This window comes from Helicobacter sp. CaF467b, from assembly GCF_022664765.1.
Lineage (GTDB): Bacteria > Campylobacterota > Campylobacteria > Campylobacterales > Helicobacteraceae > Helicobacter_D > Helicobacter_D colisuis.
In genome coordinates this window covers 22,834-36,848 of the sequence record NZ_JALAIY010000001.1, presented here as the reverse complement: position 1 = coordinate 36,848, position 14,015 = coordinate 22,834, and the positions used below count along the sequence as shown (strand labels likewise).

The 14,015-nt window shown below is 34.6% G+C and carries 18 protein-coding genes and 1 tRNA gene; 5 read left to right on the top strand and 14 right to left on the bottom strand.

From position 1 onward, the window contains the following. Positions 1-8: 8 nt before the first annotated feature. Both MKD52_RS00215 and MKD52_RS00210 read left to right on the top strand, forming a co-directional pair. Positions 9-347: a hypothetical protein gene (locus tag MKD52_RS00215; RefSeq protein WP_112057587.1), complete on the top strand. Its 339-nt coding sequence runs from the start codon at positions 9-11 to the stop codon at positions 345-347. 16 nt (positions 348-363) lie between these two features. Continuing rightward, complete coding sequence (locus MKD52_RS00210; protein ID WP_242098804.1) at positions 364-918, top strand: adenine phosphoribosyltransferase; 555 nt, start codon at positions 364-366, stop codon at positions 916-918. A gap of 14 nt (positions 919-932) precedes the next feature. Here MKD52_RS00210 and MKD52_RS00205 read toward each other — a convergent pair whose 3' ends face one another. After that, the gene (locus MKD52_RS00205) at positions 933-1,793 is read right to left on the bottom strand and encodes a zinc ABC transporter substrate-binding protein (protein WP_242098802.1); all 861 of its coding nucleotides are present in this window, start codon (positions 1,791-1,793) and stop codon (positions 933-935) included. Between the two features lie 58 nt (positions 1,794-1,851). Here MKD52_RS00205 and MKD52_RS00200 point away from each other — a divergent pair. Further along, positions 1,852-1,928: transfer RNA gene (locus MKD52_RS00200), tRNA-Arg, on the top strand. A gap of 28 nt (positions 1,929-1,956) precedes the next feature. On the opposite strand, the gene MKD52_RS00195 is transcribed toward MKD52_RS00200, so the two are convergent. Genes MKD52_RS00195 through accD form a run of 4 tightly spaced genes read right to left on the bottom strand, consistent with a single transcriptional unit; the run spans position 1,957 to position 4,672 of the window. Continuing rightward, a complete protein-coding gene (locus MKD52_RS00195; protein WP_242098800.1) occupies positions 1,957-2,979 on the bottom strand; it encodes a hypothetical protein in 1,023 nt (340 codons plus the stop codon). Then, positions 2,976-3,326, bottom strand: a complete 351-nt coding sequence (gene dksA, locus MKD52_RS00190) for an RNA polymerase-binding protein DksA (protein ID WP_112057591.1) — start codon at positions 3,324-3,326, stop codon at positions 2,976-2,978. Before dksA ends, MKD52_RS00195 begins: the two co-directional genes overlap by 4 nt. 34 nt (positions 3,327-3,360) lie before the next feature. Then, on the bottom strand, positions 3,361-3,825 hold the full coding sequence (locus MKD52_RS00185; protein ID WP_242098799.1) for a 23S rRNA (pseudouridine(1915)-N(3))-methyltransferase RlmH: 465 nt from the start codon (positions 3,823-3,825) through the stop codon (positions 3,361-3,363). Beyond that, on the bottom strand, positions 3,818-4,672 hold the full coding sequence (gene accD, locus MKD52_RS00180) for an acetyl-CoA carboxylase, carboxyltransferase subunit beta (protein ID WP_242099882.1): 855 nt from the start codon (positions 4,670-4,672) through the stop codon (positions 3,818-3,820). The genes MKD52_RS00185 and accD overlap by 8 nt, the downstream gene beginning before the upstream one ends. Positions 4,673-4,755: 83 nt before the next feature. On the opposite strand from accD, the gene MKD52_RS00175 reads away from it, so the two are divergent. Both MKD52_RS00175 and MKD52_RS00170 read left to right on the top strand, forming a co-directional pair. Beyond that, complete coding sequence (locus MKD52_RS00175) at positions 4,756-5,508, top strand: MnmC family methyltransferase (protein WP_242098797.1); 753 nt, start codon at positions 4,756-4,758, stop codon at positions 5,506-5,508. Between the two features lie 145 nt (positions 5,509-5,653). Beyond that, on the top strand, positions 5,654-6,829 hold the full coding sequence (locus MKD52_RS00170; RefSeq protein ID WP_242098795.1) for a replication-associated recombination protein A: 1,176 nt from the start codon (positions 5,654-5,656) through the stop codon (positions 6,827-6,829). Between the two features lie 87 nt (positions 6,830-6,916). Here the strand turns inward: MKD52_RS00170 and MKD52_RS00165 are convergent, their stop codons facing one another. From MKD52_RS00165 to MKD52_RS00125, 9 genes are all read right to left on the bottom strand, one after another. Beyond that, complete coding sequence (locus MKD52_RS00165) at positions 6,917-7,201, bottom strand: 4Fe-4S binding protein (protein WP_242098792.1); 285 nt, start codon at positions 7,199-7,201, stop codon at positions 6,917-6,919. Between the two features lie 125 nt (positions 7,202-7,326). Continuing rightward, positions 7,327-7,902 carry an HAD-IIIA family hydrolase gene (locus MKD52_RS00160; protein ID WP_242098790.1) on the bottom strand — a complete coding sequence of 192 codons (576 nt, stop codon included), beginning with the start codon at positions 7,900-7,902 and terminating at the stop codon, positions 7,327-7,329. After that, positions 7,899-8,459 carry a queuosine precursor transporter gene (locus tag MKD52_RS00155; protein ID WP_242098788.1) on the bottom strand — a complete coding sequence of 187 codons (561 nt, stop codon included), beginning with the start codon at positions 8,457-8,459 and terminating at the stop codon, positions 7,899-7,901. Before MKD52_RS00155 ends, MKD52_RS00160 begins: the two co-directional genes overlap by 4 nt. A gap of 287 nt (positions 8,460-8,746) precedes the next feature. Further along, a complete protein-coding gene (gene rpsR, locus MKD52_RS00150) occupies positions 8,747-9,004 on the bottom strand; it encodes a 30S ribosomal protein S18 (RefSeq protein WP_006656143.1) in 258 nt (85 codons plus the stop codon). Between the two features lie 11 nt (positions 9,005-9,015). Next, complete coding sequence (gene ssb / locus MKD52_RS00145) at positions 9,016-9,498, bottom strand: single-stranded DNA-binding protein (protein ID WP_242098786.1); 483 nt, start codon at positions 9,496-9,498, stop codon at positions 9,016-9,018. A gap of 9 nt (positions 9,499-9,507) precedes the next feature. Continuing rightward, positions 9,508-9,936, bottom strand: coding sequence for a 30S ribosomal protein S6 (rpsF, locus tag MKD52_RS00140; protein ID WP_112057599.1), 429 nt, complete (start codon positions 9,934-9,936; stop codon positions 9,508-9,510). 78 nt (positions 9,937-10,014) lie between these two features. Continuing rightward, positions 10,015-11,016, bottom strand: coding sequence for a DNA polymerase III subunit delta (locus MKD52_RS00135; protein WP_242098778.1), 1,002 nt, complete (start codon positions 11,014-11,016; stop codon positions 10,015-10,017). Next, positions 11,016-13,166 (bottom strand): ribonuclease R family protein, encoded by a 2,151-nt coding sequence (locus tag MKD52_RS00130; protein WP_242098776.1) that lies wholly within the window; start codon positions 13,164-13,166, stop codon positions 11,016-11,018. Before MKD52_RS00130 ends, MKD52_RS00135 begins: the two co-directional genes overlap by 1 nt. After that, positions 13,163-13,981, bottom strand: a complete 819-nt coding sequence (locus tag MKD52_RS00125; RefSeq protein WP_242098774.1) for an HDOD domain-containing protein — start codon at positions 13,979-13,981, stop codon at positions 13,163-13,165. The genes MKD52_RS00130 and MKD52_RS00125 overlap by 4 nt, the downstream gene beginning before the upstream one ends. Positions 13,982-14,015: the final 34 nt, after the last annotated feature.

Below are 14,015 nucleotides of genomic sequence, written 5' to 3'. Positions count from 1 at the left end.
GGAAAATAATGGCACAATTTGCGCAATGGCTTTTTTTAACTGCTTTTATTCTTTTTATTTTGTTTATGGTTGTTAAGACCTTTTTTTACAAAAGTGTTGCACAAAAAGAAGAAAAAAATAGCGCAGTAATGAAACTTACCTTGCAAGAAGCAGAGATTCTTATACGCAAACACCAATTGCAACTTCAAAGAGCTTTAGGCAATATTGATATTCTAACAGATGAAATCACTGCCTTAAGAAATGAAGTTAAAACGCTCAAGCAGCGCAACTCTCAATACCGCGTTGAAACTGAAAAATACAAAAGTAAAATTAAAGACTTAGAACAAAAAATTGAAGCTCTACTCTAATAAATAAGGAGAAAAAGTGGAACTCACCCAACAAGAAAAAAATATACTTTTAGATTCTATTCGCGAAATAAAGAACTTTCCACAACGTGGAATCATCTTTCGCGACATCACTACATTATTAAACAGCAAAGAAGCCTTTAATCTATTAATAGACTTTTTAACAAAACGCTATCAAAAATACAATTTAGACTACATTGCAGGAATTGAAAGTCGCGGATTTATCTTTGGGGCGGCACTGGCACATTCTCTAGGTATTGGCTTTGTGCCTATTCGCAAAAAAGGCAAACTGCCCTACACCACGATTTCTGAAAAACATTCGCTAGAATATGGTTTTAGTGAAATAGAAATTCACATTGATGCTTTCAAAAATGAAAATTTAGAACGCACACCAAAAGTTTTACTCATTGATGATCTCATTGCAACAGGAGGGACAGCTTATGCGGCTACTAATCTCATTCAAAAGGGGGGTGCTACTTGCGTAGAAGCCTGCTTTATCATCAATCTAGAAAGCCTAAATGGTTCCAAAGAGCTAGAGAAGATTATCCCTGTTTTTAATGTTTTAGATTTATAATTTCAAAGCTAAGGCTAATTTTTATTAGCCTCTTTTAATGTTTCTGCAAATCTGATAAGATTCTCCGCCCAAGGAGTTTCTAAGGGCGAGAAGTAACCTAGTTTTGCCCCCGATTCTTCAGCAATAAACTCTGCTGCTTTGGTAGAGAACTCTGGTTGAGCAAAGATGATTTGTAATTTTTCTTTTTTAATGGTATCAATAACTTGCACCATCTCTTTCATTTTTGGGCTTTTTCCTTCCACTTCAATAGAAATTTCCTCTAAATCATATTCTCTTGCAAAATACCCAAGCATAGGGTGAAAAACAACAAATTTTTGGTGCTTAGGAACATCTTGCAATGCTGCTTTTATTTTTATATCAGCTCCTTGAATCTGTGCTAGTAATGCCTCATAAGCTTTAGAATAATCTCCCCTAGGATTAAGCTTCACTAGGGCTTGATAGATATTTGAAGCAATTTGTTTGGCATTAGAGAGTGAAAGCCAAATATGTGTATCACCATCTTCTCCGTGGTCGTGATAATCGTGGTGTTCGTGCTCATCTTTAGGGTGGTGAGCAAAATTAATCGTTTTAATTCCTGCGTTGGAAGGGAAAATTTTCATATCTGGATTTTGATCTAAAAATCGCTTTAACCAAGCATCTTCAAATTCAACACCAATAGGAAAATACGCTATGGCTTCATTCACCTCTTTAATGCTAGAGAATTTAGGTTCAAAATCATGTGGATTTGTGCCTTTTTCTACTAGCACACTAATATCATACTCCTCCCCAGCAATCTTTTCTATAAATTCTGCTTGCATCGGAATGCTCACTGCTATAATTGGCTTTGCCATCAAACTACTAGCAATAAAACATAAAAATACTAAAACTTTTTTCATTTTCAATCCTTTTTAGTTTTTATTAAAAATAGATAAGGTAAGATTATAATTCTCTTTAGCGTCCATAGCTCAATTGGATAGAGCATCAGACTTCGGATCTGAGGGTTGGGGGTTCGACTCCCTCTGGGCGTACCACTCCCTTAATCACTCCCCATTATAATCATTACTTATCTAACAAAAATAGCTCTAGTGGATATTTTTTACCCAAATCTTTCAAATCCAAATAAGCACGAATCTTCAAAAGCTCATTTTGCGGATGAGAATTTAATCGCTCCTTGGCTTCATCAATCATTTCAAGTTCTAATAAAACATAAAAATAAGCCAATTCTGCATTTTCATCTTTGTTAGCCAAAAACTCAAATAGTTCTAACCATTTAGCAGGTTCATAGCATTCTTTCATTTTTTGTGCTAAATGCAAATAATCCTCTTTAGAATAACCCACATCTATACAAAGCTTTGAAACTTCCTCATCGCTGAAATTCATTTTTTGCGCATAACACATTCCAAGCACAACACCCGCCAAATCTTTATTGAATTTTACCTCCCCTACAAATCTCCGAACATCTTTAAATTCACCTGTCTCTAAAAGCTTTCTCAAAGCCTCTTGCTTAAACTCATTGCTGTAGCTTTGTCTCCTTAAAACTTCCATAGCAAATTTCTCATCACTGCGTATCTCATTAAGAATATTTTGCTTCAAAAAGGGGCATTTCTCCCCAGGAGAGAATTTCTTAAGATTAACATATTCGCCCCTTTTTAAATCTCCCAAAGTCTCAATAATTTCATCCAACTTTACCTCTCCGCTTTTAATAGGAGCACCCTCTTTAATATCAAAAGTTAGATTATTCAACAAAATAGCAAGTTTTTTATAACGATTCATTGTGGGCTGTTTGAAAGGAACCTCTCTGCTTAAAAGCTGATTTTCAATTTGTGCCAAAAGAATCTTGTAATCATTTTTATACTTTGTTCTTTTTCTCCACATGCGATAAGCACCGCCAACTTCTAAAAATGCTACCACAATGAAAAATATCACCACGGGAATAATAATCCAAACTGCAACAGGAAGCGCTATGCTATGAATACTAAAAGGTATTTGATAGGTGTAACTTTCCCCAGTTAGCGTATAGACATACAATCCAAGCAAAACAATAAAAACAAACAAAACACCAATATAATATTTAAATTTCATTTTTTACCCTTTAAGTCTTTTTCTATAATTTCACGACACACGATACAATACCTTGCATGTGGCTTTGCCCTAAGTCTTTGAATCCCAATCGGTTCATCACACATTTCACAAATCCCATATACACCTTCTTCTATCTTTTCTAATGCCCTCTCTATATATTCTAGCTCTTCGTTGTGGCGCTCAAATATCAAGCCATCTAGGGTATTTTTCATACTCATTGCTGCTTCATCTGCCTCATCCAAAGAAACTCCACGTAAATTTTCCATACTCTTTTGATGAACAAAATTGTTATCTAAAATCGCCTGCTTTTTTTCTTCTAAAATTTTTCTAAAAGCATCTAACTCCATTTTCTGCACTCAATCCTCCAAATTTACTTCAATTTTACTTGTGATATGGGTGATTATTTATTAAACAAAAAGCTCTAAAAACCTGCTCACTTAAAACAACCTTTGCAACCTTATGGCTAAAGGTTAATGGCGAGAGCGAAAGCACACATTGACATTGATTCAAAAAAGCCTCCTCTAGCCCATAAGCTCCTCCAATGAAAAATGCTATTTCCCCTTTATTTTCAAGATTCTTAGCAAACTCTATGGAATCAATGCTTTTCCCATTGGGTGAAAGTGCGATTTTATAGGCTTGATTTTTTGAGACTTTAAGAAACTCTTTAGTGTAAGACTTTTGTGCTTCTTTTGCGTCTTGCTTTTGTCCTTCTTTGATAGACTTTGAAAACAAATTAACAAATTCCATTTTTACGCCAACCCCTGCACTCAAGGCAATAAATTCTTCACACAAACTATCACTTAAATCTTTGGTTTTGGCAATATAATACACAAAAACTTTAATCATTTGCGTTAAGATACCTCAAAATTCGTGCAATACTTTGTTTCATTTCTCTTCTTTGAACAATCATATCAATTAGTCCATGCTCTAGCAAAAATTCTGCTGTTTGGAATCCTTGTGGCAAATCCGCACCAATTGTCTGTTTAATCACTCTAGCTCCTGCAAATCCGATCATCGCACCTGGTTCAGCCATAATAATATCGCCCAAAAAGGCAAAAGACGCACTAACTCCACCCATTGTAGGATCTGTCAAAATTGAGATAAAAGGCAATTTTGCCTCACTTAAAATATTTAAAGCCGCCGAAGTCTTTGCCATTTGCATTAAAGAATAAGTTGATTCTTGCATTCTTGCACCACCACTTGCACTAACAATAATCAACCCCTGCTTTTTTTCCACACTGCGATTAATAGCCCTAACAATCTTTTCTCCCTCCACAGAAGCCAAAGATCCACCCATAAAGTTAAAATCAAACAAAACAAGCTGGGCAGGTATCCCTTCAATTCTACATTCACCGCTGATAATTGAACTAGGGCGACCACATTTTTTTTGGTATTCTTCTATGCGCTTTTTATAGCTTTTTTTATCAACAAAATCTAAAGGATCTGTAGGGGCTAAATCTTTATCATATTCAACAAAACTTCCATCATCGCACATCAAAGCAATTCTATCTTGTAATCCAATACGCATATGAAAATTACATTTAGGACAAGTATAATATTGTGCGATTACTTCTTTATAATACATCAAAGCATTACAACTAGGACATTTTATCCAATGACTTGGAGCTTCTTTAGGTGTTGCTCTTTCTTGATTTTCCTTTTTAAAAGTTTTAAAAAAATCTACAAATCCCACCATTTATTCCTTAAGCTTGAAAAGTTTCAAAAAATAACAAAATTGTATAAAATTCTGTGTTAATTTATACTAAAGATTTCAAAATGAATATTCAAACTAACGATAAAAGCTTTACGCTTTTTAATCAAACCTTCCAAGAACACTATCATTCTACCAAAGATGGTGCTTTAAAAGAAACCTTACACAAGCATATTTTTCCTAGTTTTGCCTATTTTAAAAACAAACAAAAACTAAGAATCCTTGATATTTGCTTTGGGCTTGGTTACAACACGCTTTGTGCAATAAAATATGCTAGTAGCTATGGTATCCAATCCCTAGAAATCCACTCCCCCGAAATGGATTCTTGCCTATTAAAATCACTCTCAAGCCTTACTTATCCACAAGAGCTTGACTTAGAGATTCTTAATAGCCTCACACAAAACCATTTTTATAAAAGTAAAAATTTGGAAGTTTTTTTGCATTTAGGCGATGCAAGAGAGATTTTAAAAAGCTTTCAAAAATCTTTTTTTGATATAGTCTTCCAAGATGCTTTTAGTCCCGTTAAAAATCCTCTTTTATGGACTTATGAATATTTTAAAACTCTTTTTTTGCTCACCCAAAAAGATTGTATTCTAACAACTTATAGTCAAAACTCGGCTATGCTTTATAGTGCCTTTTTAGCAGGATTCAAACCTTTCAAACTTACCCAAAAACACACACGGGATTCCATAATCTTTACCAAACTAGAATCCACTCCACCCTTAAAACTTGAAAATGTGCTCACAATCAAGCCCATTAATCTTACCCACAAAATCACCACCAATCACAATCTCAAGGGCTTATATGATTCTTTTTAATTCATTCAACACCTTATAAAGGTGCCAAAAACTCAAAAAACTGGATTTCCTACTCCATACATCATAAACAAAACCATAAAAGCTGCAAATAATGCTAAAATAATAGGTGCAAATCTTGCCATCATAAAGCCTTAAAGAGAAGATAATGAAAGAGTTAGCATACAATAAAAGACCTAAAAACTTCCAACAATTTATTGGACAAAAGCATATTTTTGGAGAAAACTCTCCTTTTATGCGATTATTAAAAAGTGGCGAGATTCCACACAGCTTCTTTTTTGGTCCCCCAGGAAGTGGCAAAACAACTGCTGCAAGACTGATTGCCAATGAACTTGATTATCCCTTTTATAGTCTTAATGCCACAAGTTTTAAAAGTGAAGATTTGCGTAATATTCTAAAACAGCACCAAAATACTCTGCAAAAACCTCTTATTTTTATTGACGAAGTCCATAGATTAAACAAAGCCCAACAAGAACTGCTTTTGCCCATTATGGAAAATCACCAAGCTTTAATCTTAGGGGCTTCTATGGAAAATCCCTTTTTTTCGCTGATTAATGCGATTCGATCGCGATCTTTTGTATTTGAATTTTATCGCCTAAGTAAAGAGGAATTAGCGCAGATTCTAGAAGAATACTCCCTAGAAGATTCTATTAAAGACTTTTTAATTGGCACTAGCGGTGGCGATGCAAGGGCAATGCTAAATCTACTTGATTGTGCCTTAAGCACTAAAATGCCACTCACTCTTGAGCTTTTAAAATCCATTCGTCCTCATTCACTAAATAGTAGCGCTAGCGATTCTGATACACATTACAATCTTATTTCAGCTATGATAAAAAGCATTCGTGGAAGTGATGAAAATGCTGCTATTTATTACCTAGCAAGACTAATTGAAGGGGGCGAAAATCCTGAATTTATCGCAAGACGACTTGTAATTTTAGCCAGTGAAGATATTGGCAATGCTAACCCAAATGCCTTAAATCTTGCCAATTCAACCCTACAAAGCGTTGCCAAGATTGGTTATCCAGAAGCAAGAATCATTTTAAGTCAATGCGCAATTTATCTCTGTGCTTCACCCAAATCCAACACTTCTTATGAAGCCATTAATGCTGCCTTAGAATATGTCCGCAAAAACCCCAATGAGCCTATTCCAGAACATATACAACAATTACACAAAAATTATTTATATCCGCATAATTTTGGGGGCTGGGTGAAACAAAAATACCTACTTAAAAATTTAGAGTTTGTTAAATGGCAACCCAAAGGCTTTGAGAAAACACTAAAAGAATGGCTTGATAAAATACGCACTATCAAAACCAAAGAATAAAAATAAGCTTAAAAAACACTCATCAAAAAAGAGTTCAAAAACCAAAAAGAATCAAATAAAAAGAGAGTGGCACTAGCCAAGGGCTAGTTATTCCACTACTGGGATATGGGCAGTTCTTTTATCCTCACCAATATCATCTCTGTGTGGTTGAGAATCTACCACCGCATCCCAAACGATACAGCCTTCTGTTGGACAGGCAGAAGCACAGGCAGGCTCATCATTGTGTCCTACACACTCTACACATTTATTATTATAAACAAAATAGCAACCATCGTTATTTGGGCTATCATCATCATCTACAATTGCTTCTACTGGACATTCATCAATACAAGCACCACAGGCGATACAAATATCAGTAATCTTAACAGCCATATTATCTCCTTTAATGTTTAAAATTAAACTTTAAAGTATATAAAAAAGCTACTAAAAGGAATCTTTAATCAACTCTTCTTGGCAATTTTTGTTTTAAAAATGCTTAAATTGTAGAGCATAGTTATTTAATTATGTTTATTGATTGCTTGAAATAGTTTCAAAGCTTCTTTAAGATTTGAAACCCTATGTGTCGCATGTAAAGCTTGGTTTTCCCCAACCAAAATTCGCGTTTGCACTCCAGCTTCAAGCCCTGCTATCATATCTGTATCTTTGTCGCCCAAAATATAGCTATCATATTGTGATAAATCCAATCCAAAATCCGCACAAGCTTGAAGCAACATTTGAGGCTTAGGCTTGCGACAAATACAATTTTCTTCCTTGGTATGCGGACAAAAATAAATGCCATCAAAACCAATATTTTTAGGCACAAAACCGCTTTGACGCAGTGGAATCATAAGGCAAGAAACAATGCAGTTTTGCATAAAAGCGCTTAAAGTTTCAAAGTCTTTTTGTGTGAATATTCCACGATGAATACCTGATTGATTAGTTACCAAAAAACACAAGGAATCTTGTTTTTTTAGCTCCAAAAAAAGCTCCATAAAAAAGGGAGCGAAATAAAACTTTTCAATCTCATAGCCATAAGGAGCATCTTCAAGATTTACGACATCATCTCGATCAAAAAACACAACCTTTTGTTTCATCTAAATACCCCTAGGAACTTTTGCAATCTAATGGCAAAGAGATAGAAAAATGGCGTATTTAAAAGCCCAAGACAGAATTTAATCAAATAATCTCCAAAGACTAGCATAAGGACATTTTGCCAAGGCATAACAAATAAAAAGGCAATGTGAAAAAAAATCATCGTATCAACAAACTGCGAGAATGCAGTGCTTCCGACACTTCTTAGCCACCACAAACGAGGAAACTTTGATTTTAACCAATAAAAGACATAAACATCTGCTTGTTGCGAAAAGAAAAAAGCACTCACACTTGCAAGGGCAATCCGGAATTCAGCCAAAAACATTGAAGGGATAAAGGCACAAAAAATACCGATTCTAACCACCTTTAAAACCTCATCTCTATGGTATCTTTCTGCTAAAATATCTGCCAACAAAAAAGTAAAAGGATAAGTTATAGCGCCATAAGTAAAAAAGTTATTGACAGGGAATTGCACAAGATAATTTGAAGCCACAATCAATGCAGTAAAAATCACCACTGATACCAATATAACTGAAAAAGACATTGTTTTTTTAAACATCTGCCAAACTCCAAACTTAATTTCCCAAACACACAAAGTCTAGGCATTTAATATTATTAAATTGATAGTAAAAGACTTACATCATTTTATTGCAAACTCATATTTTTAAGAATCAAGATTCTAGCTAAATTAAAATAACAATCCTAAAAATAATTCTTAAAAATCTATTTTTGCAACGCAATTAATCAGTATTCAAAGCATTTAGACAAACACTCGCAAACACCCAAAAACCTATAAAATTTGCTAAGATTAAGCAAGGATTCCAAGGTGGAATCCAAAAGATTGCTTCAAATTTTAAAAGGGTTTTCAACCACTCTTTTTCTATCTACAATGTAAGGAATAAGCGCCATTTGTCTTGCTCTTTTGATAGCAACTTCTACGCGCTCTTGCCATTTTTTAGAGTTTCCAGTTAAACGGCGTGGCATAATTTTGTAGCGCTCTGATAAAGAATGCTTAAGCATATCAATATCTTTGTAGTCAATAAATTCAATTTTTGATTCAGTGTATCTGCAGTATCTTTTAGAGTATCTCTTTTTCTCTGCCATAATTTATCCTTTTAAAATGGTATTTCATCGTCATTAATATCAATCACTGGGAGATCGGGCTCTTTTTGTGGTCTTTGAACTTGTGGCGATGGTTTTTGATAAGCCTCTTGCTGTTCATAACCACTAGCATACCCACCCTCTCCATAGCCAACATTCTCATTAGCATTTTGTCTTTGCCCTAGCATTTGCATACTTTCTGCGGCAATAGAATGCTTACTACGCTTTGTGCCTGTATTATCAGTCCAACTCTCAAGCACCAAACGACCTTCAATTAGAACTTGAGATCCTTTCTTAAGGTATTGATTAGCCACTTCAGCTGTCCTACCAAAGAGATTTGCATCAATATAACAAACCTCCTCTGCTTGAGTGCCATCTTGCTTTTTGTATCGGCGGTTTGTTGCCAAACCCAACCTTGCTAATGCTGCACCACTTGGCAGATAACGCAACTCTACATCACGCGTAAGATTTCCTACTAAAATGACTTTGTTAAACATTGCAATTCCTTAAGATTCTTGAGAAGCTTCCTCGCTCTTTGCCTCTTCTTTTGGGGCTGTTTCCTTAGCTTCGCGTGCTTCTTTTAATGGTGTCGCTTTTTTATTGTGAATAGCTCTATCTACCAAGACTTCCCATGCTTTTTGTTCTTTTTTGCTATCGTATTTAATCACGATAAAACGCAAAATGTCTTCATTAATGCGATACAAACGCTCTAATTCTAAAACGAGTTTTGGTTCAGCTTTGAAATAAATTACAAAGTAATACCCTCGTTTATTTTTCTTGATTTCATAAGCAAGATTTCGCATTCCCATATCCAATGTAGCGCTAATTTCTCCGCCATTGTTAAGAATCGCTGCTTTATAAAAATCAATTTTTTGTGTGATTTCTTCTTGTGTCAAAGTGGGTTTTACCACAAACATAGTTTCATAAAAACGCATTTTTTCTCCTTATGGATTCTGCCCTTTTTGCTAAAAAGAGCAAGGATTTTTTACAAGTAAAATGTAAAGCCTAAAATTTTATTCTAAAATAGCTTGAATTTTAATTAAAGTGCGTAAAAATCCATTTCCCTTTGTAATTCCCCCTATTGAATCTTCATGCCACCGATTTAACACACAAAATATTTTTAAAAACCTTTCTTGTCCTATTTGTATGGCTCTTCTTTTTTTCTTTTCTAGTAGATTTACAGGAAGTTTATAGCCCAAAACCTCTTCAGAAGTTGCATTTCCATAAAGCTTAATATGACTTGAAAATAAAAAAAGTTGAAAGAAATATTTCTGTATTTCTGCAATGAGCGGAATCTCTTCAAATCCCTGCTCCAAAAACTTTTCTAATAGATTATTATAAGGTTTCCTATCAAAAATCAATTCCAAAATTTCTTCATAATCAACACTGCCCAAGCTATAACCTAGATTCTCAATATTTTCTGCATTAATCTCTGAATCAAAAATGGTGTATTTTCTCAATTCTGCAACGCTAAGCCCCAAATCATAATTTTGCTGCTCCAAAATCTTTCTCAAAGAAAAATCCGAAATTTTTAGCCCAAAACCATTGGCGTATTCACGCAAAATCCCAAAAGATTCGCCTGCATTAAGACTAAAAAATCGTGCTTCATAGATATTTTTACCCTTAAAACTTCCCGCTAATGCCTTGCAATCTAGCGAATATTCCGCAGCACTTTTATTTTCTGCTTGATAAAACTCTAAAATTAAATAACCACTGCCATTTTTTTCCAAAGCTGCAATAAGCAAATCAAGCTGTTTTTTGGGAATCTTTTTGTCTGCTTTAATCCAAACAAGCGATTCCCCTCCAAAAAGAGAGCCTTGAGAAAAACAAACCATAGCACTATTAAAATCAAATTCACTAAAATAAAAGCTGTTTTTTTCACAATCTTTTTTGAGAATCTCTTGGGCTATTTTCTCTCCATAATACCCAACCAAAAATGAATCTTCACCATAGAGTAAAATCGCACGAATCTCGGTATTACTTGCAAGCTTAGAATCAAGTTCTCTTTTATACATTATCTGTTTTTCTTTCTTTTTCTTGGGATTTTATTTTGTTTTCTTTGCTTATTTTTCTTGGCAATTCTCAAAGCTTCTCTTCTAGCTAATTCTTTATTTTTTATGGCTTGTTTTTGTCGCTTTTGGGAAATGTATTCTGAAATCCTTAAATTTTCACCCCCAAATCCCTCTGCAAAAATTTTTACCATTCTACCATAAACCTTTGCCGTGGCAAGATTCACTTCCAAAATCTGAATCCGTGCTTTTTGGTATTTCACGCCTTGACCATTTAGAGTTATCACCCTAGCACCCATTAAAGGAAAATCGCTCAAAGCTACAATCAAAGGTGATTTTTCACTCACAATGATTCCATCATAGATTTGTCCCAAATGCTTGGAGAGATAACGCGCAAATTTTCTATCTTGAAAATCCAGCTCTATTTGTGCCACTTCACGCTCTTGCAAACTTAATTGATCGCATAAAATAGGCAAAGAATCTTTGTATTGCTTATTTTCATTGAGTGCAACTTTGTCTTTTAAGATTCGGTGCAAAATCAAATCGCTATATCTTCGAATCGGAGAAGTAAAATGGCTATAAGCCTCAAATCCTAACCCAAAATGCCCTACATTATGACTAGCATAACTAGCTTGTTGCATAGATTTAACAATAAGCTTATCCACTTCCCTTTGTATTTTTGCTCTTTTAGCAATGCTTTGAATCTCCAAAATCGCCTTATGCAAAGCCATTTTTGTTTTAGGGATTGCCTTGTCTCTCCAAATTCCTAAAAGCCGCAATTCTCCAAATAACTCATTTAATTTTTCCATTTTAGGTTGAGGATGGATTCGATAGATTCCTAGCTTTAAATGATTGTCATTTTGAGCATTTTTTTGCTCTAATAGCTTAGCGCTCTCCACATTAGCAAGCAACATACACTCTTCAATTAATTGATGAGAAAGTGTTTGAGATTCAAAAGACAGCGCCCTAAGTTCTAAATTTTTATCTAGCTCTAGCTCCACCCCATCTCCTGTGAAATCAAACCCATATTTCAAACGATTCTTGCGCAATTTTTGAGTTAATTCTTTCAAGGATAAAAGCATTGTTTGCAAAGGCTTTTTAATAGTAGCGCTTTTTTGAGTTTCAAAAAAGGCATCCACTTCTTCATAATTTAATTTTTGCTTGACTTTGATAATTGCTGCAAAAAGCTCACTATTTAATACCACCTTAGTGCGTTTATGAAGCCGAATCTTCCATACCATTGCTAAGCGATTTTTGCCCTCTTTTAGAGAACAAAGATTTTCACTCAAAGTGCGCGGTAACATTGGGATAGATTTATGTGGAAAATAAATACTAAATCCACGACTTTTTGCTTCCCCATCTAAAGGGGAATTAGGCGTTACATAATGGCTAACATCCGCAATCCCGACATAAAGCATCGCATTATCTTGATCATAAAAAATTGCATCGTCGTGATCCTTAGCGCCAACTGGATCGATCGCACAAAAAGGCAAATGTGTAAGATTCTCACGCTCTTTAAAGTGGCTAATTTGCACTTCTTTAAAGCTTTGCGCTTGGAGTTCGGCTTGGAGACTAAAGGCTTCTCGTTTGTTGTAGAGATTAAGGGCAATAATCTCATCAATTTTGGGATCATCCAAAGTGCCTAAAATCTCCAAAACCTCTCCATTTTGTGGATTTAATTTCAAAATAGTTTGACTGGGGAGTGCCTTTAGGGATTTTTGAGAAGCTTTGATTTTATATGCTACTTCATTAGGGATAGAAATCGCAATACAATCAAGTTTGTATTTTTCCAAATAGCACACTACATTTTGTGTTCTATGTTGCAAAACTTGTAAAATTTTGGCTTTAGTCTTGCCCAATCTAGCCTTAGTAATATTTTTTGCAAGGACAATATCACCTTTTTGTGCTCTTTGTGTGTGATTCTTCTCTATAAGCCAATCTTTTTGGTGAGAATTAAAAAGGCTACACACAAAGCCATATCCTTTTTTAGTGGGTTCAAATCTACCAATTTGGAATTTTTTACCTAAAAAATAACGTGCTTGTTTTTTCTCTATTGCTCCATATTGTTGCAATAGGCTTATTATTTTTTTAAATTCAGGTGCTATCTCCAAATTTAGTGGGATTCCTACTTCTATAAGTCGGACAAATTCAGTCATTCAATCTCACTCAAATTTTCTACAAACCCCATTTCCAACAAAGCCCTTTTAAAACCCTCTTCATCTAAACCATAAAGAGAAACATACTTAAGTGCCTCTTGAATCTGTTCCTTGCTTGCAATGCTATAAGGATTAATTAAAAAATTTACCACACGCAAGGGATAAATATAACATTCTAATTCTTTTGGCAACTCTGGTTTGCCCAAATAATGCACAATTTGCACCATTGTTTCTTCAAAATGCCAATGCTCAAAAAGCATTTCTAAAATTTCAATTTGATCCATCTGCAAAACCGATCTTTCTGCTTCAATAAGGGACATACTCTTAAGCTTTTTTTCAAAGTCTTTTTCTTTATTTGTGCTTCTTAAAACATTAGCTAAAATAACCATTCCAACATGGATAATCAGCGCACAAGAAATTAAGGAATGCAATATGGGATTTTTAGATTGATGCCATTTTGCCAAAAATATTCCCTTTAAGTTAGAAGCTTTTATAAAATCAGCTACACTCAATCCATAAGGACTTAAATCCATCTCTAATTGCGACTTTATTGCACTTGCAATTGCTAGTCCCTTAGCCGTATAAACACCAAAAAGCATCACCGCTTGTGAGACTGAATTAATGGTTCTTGAATAACCAAATAACGGAGAATTTGCAGTTTTAATAATATTAGCAGTCAAAAGAGGATCGCTTTCAATAATATTTGCTATCTCTCTTATGCTAACATCTTCTCGCAAACAAGCTTTTTGTAACTCCGATATTGTCTGAGGCAAGGGTGGCAAAGAATCAATTTCAGAAATTATCAAGTCTTTCATTATCGTTATCTTGCATTAAAATAATCTTTGCAAA

Coding starts and splice junctions, on each gene's coding strand:
- MKD52_RS00215 (WP_112057587.1), top strand. CDS start 9: ATGGCACAATTTGCGCAATGGCTTTTTTTAACTGCTTTTATTCTTTTT.
- MKD52_RS00205 (WP_242098802.1), bottom strand. CDS start 1,793: ATGAAAAAAGTTTTAGTATTTTTATGTTTTATTGCTAGTAGTTTGATG.
- MKD52_RS00195 (WP_242098800.1), bottom strand. CDS start 2,979: ATGAAATTTAAATATTATATTGGTGTTTTGTTTGTTTTTATTGTTTTG.
- dksA (WP_112057591.1), bottom strand. CDS start 3,326: ATGGAGTTAGATGCTTTTAGAAAAATTTTAGAAGAAAAAAAGCAGGCG.
- MKD52_RS00185 (WP_242098799.1), bottom strand. CDS start 3,825: ATGATTAAAGTTTTTGTGTATTATATTGCCAAAACCAAAGATTTAAGT.
- MKD52_RS00175 (WP_242098797.1), top strand. CDS start 4,756: ATGAATATTCAAACTAACGATAAAAGCTTTACGCTTTTTAATCAAACC.
- MKD52_RS00170 (WP_242098795.1), top strand. CDS start 5,654: ATGAAAGAGTTAGCATACAATAAAAGACCTAAAAACTTCCAACAATTT.
- MKD52_RS00165 (WP_242098792.1), bottom strand. CDS start 7,201: ATGGCTGTTAAGATTACTGATATTTGTATCGCCTGTGGTGCTTGTATT.
- MKD52_RS00160 (WP_242098790.1), bottom strand. CDS start 7,902: ATGAAACAAAAGGTTGTGTTTTTTGATCGAGATGATGTCGTAAATCTT.
- MKD52_RS00155 (WP_242098788.1), bottom strand. CDS start 8,459: ATGTTTAAAAAAACAATGTCTTTTTCAGTTATATTGGTATCAGTGGTG.
- rpsR (WP_006656143.1), bottom strand. CDS start 9,004: ATGGCAGAGAAAAAGAGATACTCTAAAAGATACTGCAGATACACTGAA.
- ssb (WP_242098786.1), bottom strand. CDS start 9,498: ATGTTTAACAAAGTCATTTTAGTAGGAAATCTTACGCGTGATGTAGAG.
- rpsF (WP_112057599.1), bottom strand. CDS start 9,936: ATGCGTTTTTATGAAACTATGTTTGTGGTAAAACCCACTTTGACACAA.
- MKD52_RS00135 (WP_242098778.1), bottom strand. CDS start 11,016: ATGTATAAAAGAGAACTTGATTCTAAGCTTGCAAGTAATACCGAGATT.
- MKD52_RS00130 (WP_242098776.1), bottom strand. CDS start 13,166: ATGACTGAATTTGTCCGACTTATAGAAGTAGGAATCCCACTAAATTTG.
- MKD52_RS00125 (WP_242098774.1), bottom strand. CDS start 13,981: ATGAAAGACTTGATAATTTCTGAAATTGATTCTTTGCCACCCTTGCCT.